Below are 1292 nucleotides of genomic sequence, written 5' to 3' on the forward strand. Positions count from 1 at the left end.
TAGACTGGCCCCCTGAATCTCCAGACAGTTGGTATCACTTAAGTTAGTGATAGTCTTAATACTAGTTTTTAGACTAGTCGTTGGAGTCCGAATGATTGATGTTTTAGGTCCAGAGAAGCGCAGACGGCGAAGTGTTCAGGAAAAAATCGCCATTGTTCAGCAGAGTTTTGAGCCCGGAATGACCGTGTCGCTGGTCGCCCGTCAGCATGGCGTTGCTGCCAGTCAGCTGTTCCTGTGGCGTAAGCAGTATCAGGAAGGCAGCCTTACAGCCGTTGCCGCAGGAGAACAGGTTGTGCCCGCGTCGGAGCTGGCATCTGCGATGAAGCAAATTAAAGAGCTGCAACGCCTGTTGGGCAAGAAAACCATGGAAAACGAGCTGCTAAAAGAAGCCGTTGAATATGGCCGACAAAAAAAGTGGATAGCGCACGTGCCCTTGTTGCCGGAGGATGGCGAATAAGCCTTGTCAGTCGTTGCCTCCGGGTCTCACGTGCGCAACTGCATGCCATGGCCCGTCGGTCGAAGGACTGGCAGGATCGTCGGTGCAAGCGCAAGCCTGATGATACTGACGCGCTGGCCCGTATCCATACCGTTATCGGCGATCTGCCCACCTATGGTTATCGTCGGGTATGGGCACTGCTGCGCAGACAATCAGAAACTGACGACATGGCGGTGATCAATGCCAAACGCGTATACCGCATCATGCGTCAGAATGCGCTGCTGCTTGAGCGTAAACCGGAAATACCGCCATCGAAGCGGGCGCATACAGGGAAAGTGGCCGTTGGAGAAAGTAACCAGCGGTGGTGCTCTGACGGCTTCGAGTTCAGCTGTGATAACGGTGAAAAACTGCGGGTCACGTTCGCTCTGGACTGTTGCGATCGCGAGGCACTTTACTGGGCGGCCAGTAACGGTGGATATGACAGTGAAACCGTGCAGGACGTCATGCTGGGTGCCGTGGAGCGTCGTTTCGGTAACAGCCTGCCGACATCCCCAGTTGAGTGGCTGACAGACAACGGTTCAGCCTACCGTTCTTATCAGACGCGTCAGTTCGCCAGAATGGTAGGACTGGAGCCTAAACATACGGCGGTACGTAGCCCGGAAAGCAACGGGATGGCAGAGAGCTTCGTGAAAACGATGAAGCGCGATTACATCAGCATCATGCCGAAACCCGACGGGTTAACAGCGGTAAAGAACCTTGCGGAGGCCTTCGAACATTACAACGAATGGCATCCGCATAGTGCACTGGGGTATCGTTCGCCACGGGAATATCTGCGGCGGCGAACCAGTAATGGGTT

Annotated in this window: 1 protein-coding gene; it reads left to right on the top strand. The window is 54.5% G+C overall.

The window, feature by feature from the left end:
• Positions 1-91: 91 nt before the first annotated feature.
• Positions 92-1292 (top strand): IS3-like element ISEc36 family transposase gene (locus FDW95_RS16305; RefSeq protein ID WP_249359175.1). Its coding sequence is split into 2 segments (ribosomal slippage), with 1202 coding nucleotides annotated over them: positions 92-416 and positions 416-1292; the frame shifts between segments, so codons are not numbered across the junction. This gene is flagged as partial in the annotation.

It is taken from the genome of Citrobacter sp. wls718 (genome assembly GCF_005280945.1).
GTDB classification, from domain to species: domain Bacteria; phylum Pseudomonadota; class Gammaproteobacteria; order Enterobacterales; family Enterobacteriaceae; genus Citrobacter; species Citrobacter gillenii.